The sequence below is a fragment of the Frankia sp. AiPs1 genome, assembly GCF_023716945.1.
Taxonomy (GTDB): Bacteria; Actinomycetota; Actinomycetes; order Frankiales; family Frankiaceae; genus Frankia.
The window spans coordinates 1-4913 of the sequence record NZ_JAMQQF010000456.1; the positions used below are offsets into that span (position 1 = coordinate 1).

Genomic DNA, 4913 nt, shown 5'->3' on the forward strand with positions numbered 1-4913 from the left:
GGGGGGGGGGGGGGGGGGGGGGCGGGGGGGCGGCGGGGGGGGTGGGCGCCAGCGGGGCCGCCGCCCCCCCCGCCCCCCCACAGCCGCACCTCCCGGGCGGTGCACAGCCGCACCACCCGAGCGGCGGCGCCGTGCGCGTCGAGGGCGCGCAGCAGGCGGACCCGGCTGTCCCGCGGGTAGTTCCACAGCCAGCGCAGGAACGCCAGGTCCAGCTTCTCCGGGCACCCGGAGGCGGCGTCGGGACGGTTGCGGCCACGCCACCGGGCCCAACGACGCAGCACCCGGGTGATCGTGATTCGCCGCGGCAGGTCGAGGAAGACGATGAGCTCGGCGGCGGGGATGCGCAGGTCCAGCGTGCCGCTGTAGTTGCCGTCCATCACCCAGGCGGGCTTCGCGACGAGGCTGGCGACGATCGCGCGCCACTCGTCCACCGGCGTCGCGACCCAGCCGGGCCGCCAGAAATGGCGGTCGAGGTGCACCGCCGGCAGGCCCGCCTGCCGCGCGAGCTCGCGCGCGAGGGTGCTCTTGCCGGCGCCGCCGCTGCCGACGACGAGGACCCGCTGGACGTCGGAGGTCATCGACGGCGGGCCCTGCGGGCCCGTCCCGAGCGCATTCACGACGCCAGTCTCCCACCGAGACGATCGTTCCGCGTGCAGAACGTGCCGCTTCGACCCACCCGTGCCCGCCCGTGCCCACCCGGATCGGGCGCGCCCGGCGGCCGGCCTCAGCCGGCGAGGGTGTGATGGGTGAAGAACTGCCACATCACGGCGGCGGCGTTCGGTGCCGGCGGCGGTGGATCGGCCTGCTCACGTGGTCTGCTGCCCCCCGGCCAGGCGTGTCCGGCGCCGGTGACGCTGTACAGCTCGACCGCGCCGCCGGGCGCGCACGGGCCGTAGACATCGTGGACGACGGCGCCCTGCCGGGAGCGAACCGGGGTGGCCGGGCAGCCGTCGCGGTGGGTCCAGAAGGCCATCGCCTCGGCCACCGACCGGTCGGCGCGCTCGTCGCCCTGGCGCAGACCGATGGACGACTCGCCACCGTCGTAACGGACCTTGTCGTCGGCGGTGCCGTGGAAGGCGATGATCGGCACAGGTCGGCTCGGCGTGCAGGAGGTGGTGTTCAGGGCGCCGGAGACGGGGGCGATCGCCGCGATGCGTCCGGCGAGTTCGCAGGCCAGCCGGTAGGACAGCATCGCGCCGTTGGACATGCCCGTGACGTAGATCCGGGTCGGATCCACCGGATAGTCCCGCGGCAGCCGGTCGAGGAGAGCGGCGATGAAGCCGACGTCGTCGACGCCGTTGGCGTGGGCGTAGCCGCAGCAGGTGCCCGCGTTCCAGGTCAGCAACGCCGTTTCGCGCCGGCCGGTGCCGTCAGGATAGACGGCGAGAAAGCCCGCTCGGTCGGCGACGGCGCTCATCCCGGTCTGCTGCTCGACCTGGCGGCCCGATCCGCCGCCACCGTGCAGGACGACCACGACCGGCAGCCCGGGTCCGACCGCGGTCGCCGCCGCGGAGACGGCCGAAGGCGCGGAGACGGCCGAAGGCGGCACGTGGACGAGGTAGGTACGCCGCCGGCCGTCGGGGGCGGTCAGGATGCCGTCCATGGTGCCGGCGTGCAGTGCCGGCCCGTCGGCGCTCCCGGCCGTCCCCGCCGAGGTCGACTGCGGCGCGGTCGACTGCGGCGCGGTGCCCGGTAGGTCCGGCTCCGCGCGGCCCGTGGCCTTCCCCGCGCCGCCCGACGTGCTGCCCCCGCACGCGGCGAGGGCCACGATGAGCACGGCGCCGACGGCGAGTCCGGCCGTTGCGGTCGGGGTGGACCCCGGTGACCGTCGACGCCACCGCTGGCCCTGCGCCGTCCCGGCCGGTCTCTCGCGGTGCGTCCCGGACGAGTTACCGGGACGACCCCGCCTGGCTGCGCCGGCGGTGTCCCGCCGCATCGACGACCTCACGCGGCGACGGTAGGGCCGCCGGATGTGAAAGGGATGAGACCGCGGGCGAGAACCACGGGGCGAGCACCGCGGGCGAGTGAGGTGAACGGTCGCCGGACGGCTCAGCCGAGGCCGCGGGAGTCCTGCTTGAGGGCCGTGTCAATGGTGAGGGCGGCGGCGATGACCATGCTGTGCAGCGGCTGCGGCAGCGGCCGGTGAAGCTGGACGACGTAGTTGTCGGCCGTGGTGAACATCGCCCGCGCGAGGCCCTCCCAGGTCTTAGTGACCCGGGCGACCTCGACGTCGGTGTGGTCGACGATCGAGAAGTTCCACGCCCGCCAGTTCTCGGCCTTGATCGCGCCGATCGTCGTGCCGCCCGTCTGCAGGTCGAACCGGATCCGGCCGAAGACGTTCTGCTGCGCGATGACGCCGAGTTCGGACCCGTCCGGCAACGAGACGATCACCTTGGACTTGAACACCTTCGCCGGGCGGTGCAGGAGCAACTGGACGGTGCCGGCGGCATCGCGGACCTCCAGGCGGTGAGAGAAGAACTGGTCCCACGAGGTGAGCACCCGCGCGGCCTTCTTCAGCGCGCTCTGACCGACCTCGACGACCGAGCCGATCTGCGTGCCGCTCTGGTCGAAGACGGCGTACTCGTTCGTCACCTCGATGATCTTTGACTTCTGGTTGACCACGAGCACGGGCTCGCTGAACAGCGTCCCGCCACCTGGACCTGTCGCCTGCACCCCGGCCCGCTCCTGGACCTGCCGCTGCACCTGCTCGGCGCTGTGGTCGGTGTAGACCACACCCGGCTGCACCCCCAGCGGCGTGCCCCACGTCTGCCCCGGCACGGCCCCGGCCTGGCCCTGACCCTGGCCGTAGTACTGCCCGCCCTGGCCGTACTGCCCGCTCTGGCCGTACTGCTGCCCGCCCTGGGCAGCCCCGCCGTACTGGGCAGCCCCGCCGTACTGGGCGGGCGGGGTCGGCTGGGCAGGCGGCGCCGGCTGGATGTGCTCGGTCCACTGGTTTCCGTCCCACCATCGGGAACCGTGCTGCCCGCTCGGATCGACGTACCAGCCTGGCGGGACGGTCTGCGTCATGCCCCCACTCTGGCACCTTCCGCTCGCGCCCGGCCAGACTGGCACCACTGCGACACCGACCAAACCCGCCAGTCCGGCGAGCGCGCGACCGGCGCCCCGCGTCACCGCGTCACAGCGCCTTCTCGGTGACGAGACCGCCGTCGACATGCAGGCGGCGGTTGACCGCGACGGTGTCGAGCATGCGGCGGTCGTGGGTGACGAGCAGCAGCGTGCCCGTGTAGCCGGCGAGCGCCTGTTCGAGCTGTTCGATGGCGGGCAGGTCGAGGTGGTTGGTGGGCTCGTCGAGGACCAGGCAGTTCACTCCGACGGCCTGCAGCAGGGCGAGACCGGCCCGGGTCCGCTCCCCCGGCGACAGCGAGGCGGCCGGGCGGGTCACCTGGTCCGGGCCGAGGCCGAACTTGGCGAACAGGGTGCGGACCTCGGCCGCCGGCCAGGTCGTCGCCCCCTCGGCGACGGCGAGGGCGGTGGTCTCGCCGCGGAACAGGCCCCGGACCTGGTCGATCTCGCCGAGCCGCACGCCGGTGCCGAGGGACTGGTTCCCCGCGTCGAGCGCAAGCCGGCCGAGCAGCGCGGAGAGCAGGGTCGTCTTGCCACCGCCGTTCGGCCCGGTGATGACGATCCGGTCGGCCCAGGCGACGGTGAGGTCGACCGGGCCGAACGTGAAGGCGGGCCGGCGCACGATCGCACTGGTGAGGGTCGCGACGACGTCGCCGGAGCGGGGGGCGGCCGCGATCGACATGCGTAGCTGCCACTCCTTGCGTGGCTCCTCGACCTCCTCCAACCGGTCGAGGCGGGACTCGATCGACCGGACCCGCGCGGCGCTCTTCGTCGCCGCCTCGATGCGCGCGCCCCGGGCGGCCCGGTCGTTGTCGGGCATCCGCCGTTTGGCCCGCACCGAGCCGCGTACGGACTGCTCCCGCTGGCGCTGCGCCTGCGCGGTGAGACCGTCGCGCTGGTCGGCGTAGTCCTCGTAGCGCTCGCGGGCCTGCCGCCGGCCGACCTCGCGGGCCTGCAGGTAGGCCGTCCACCCGCCGGCGAACAGGGCGAGGCCGTGCTTGTGTGGGTCGATCTCGGCGACGGTGTCGATGGTGCGGTCGAGGAACTCGCGGTCGTGGCTGACGACGACGAGTGCGCCGGACACGCCGCGGACGAAGCGTTCGAGCCGGTCCAACCCGTCGAAATCAAGGTCATTGGTGGGCTCGTCAAGCAGGGTGATGTCGAACCGGGACAGCAGGACGCTCGCGAGCGAGCCGCGGGCGGCCTGCCCGCCGGACAGGGCGGTCGTGGGGCTGTCGAGGGCGTCGGCGGGCAGGCCCAGCTCGGCGCAGACCTCCTCGGCGCGAACGTCGAGGTCGGCGGCACCGAGGGCCAGCCAACGCTCCAACGCGACGCTGTACCGGTCGTCGGCGCCGGGGACGCCCGCCGACAGCGCCTCCCCGGCGTCGTCGAGTTCCCGCTGCGCGGCGCCGACCCCGGTGCGGCGGGCGAGGAACGCTCGCAGGGTCTCGTCGGGCAGCCGGTCGGGTTCCTGGGGCAGCAGGCCGACGCCCGCGGTCGGCGGCGCGAGATCGACCCGTCCTTCGTCGAGGGGGACCAGGCCGGCCAGGGCTCGCAGCAACGTCGACTTACCGACGCCGTTCGGCCCCACCACCCCGAGCCGGTCACCGGGTGCGACGGTGAGCGAGACGCCGTCGAGAACGGTCGCCCCACCGCGGGTGACGGTGAGGCCGGAGGCGACGAGAGTTGCGGACACCTGGCCAGTCTCGCGCATAACCGGCGCGCGTCGGCCGCCCGCCCGCACACCGCGGCCACGAGGGCAGCCGGGCCGCGCATGGTCATCCCCCGAACCCGGGCAGGGCGAGCTGCTCGTCGCGGCGGCCCGGCCC

4 protein-coding genes are annotated in these 4913 nt (G+C 74.2%); all 4 read right to left on the bottom strand.

Going from position 1 to position 4913, the window contains the following annotated elements:
- A partial coding sequence (locus ND748_RS25130) for a hypothetical protein (RefSeq protein WP_251748492.1) occupies nt 1-578 on the bottom strand: 578 nt, incomplete at its 3' end.
- A gap of 146 nt (nt 579-724) precedes the next feature.
- Nucleotides 725-1777, bottom strand: a complete 1053-nt coding sequence (locus ND748_RS25135) for a PHB depolymerase family esterase (RefSeq protein ID WP_251748494.1) — start codon at nt 1775-1777, stop codon at nt 725-727.
- Nucleotides 1778-2049: 272 nt separating this feature from the next.
- A complete protein-coding gene (locus tag ND748_RS25140; protein WP_251748496.1) occupies nt 2050-3027 on the bottom strand; it encodes a phospholipid scramblase-related protein in 978 nt (325 codons plus the stop codon).
- A 109-nt stretch (nt 3028-3136) separates the two neighbouring features.
- Complete coding sequence (locus ND748_RS25145) at nt 3137-4780, bottom strand: ABC-F family ATP-binding cassette domain-containing protein (protein ID WP_251748498.1); 1644 nt, start codon at nt 4778-4780, stop codon at nt 3137-3139.
- Between the last annotated feature and the right edge of the window lie 133 nt (nt 4781-4913).

Coding starts and splice junctions, on each gene's coding strand:
- ND748_RS25140 (WP_251748496.1), bottom strand. CDS start 3,027: ATGACGCAGACCGTCCCGCCAGGCTGGTACGTCGATCCGAGCGGGCAG.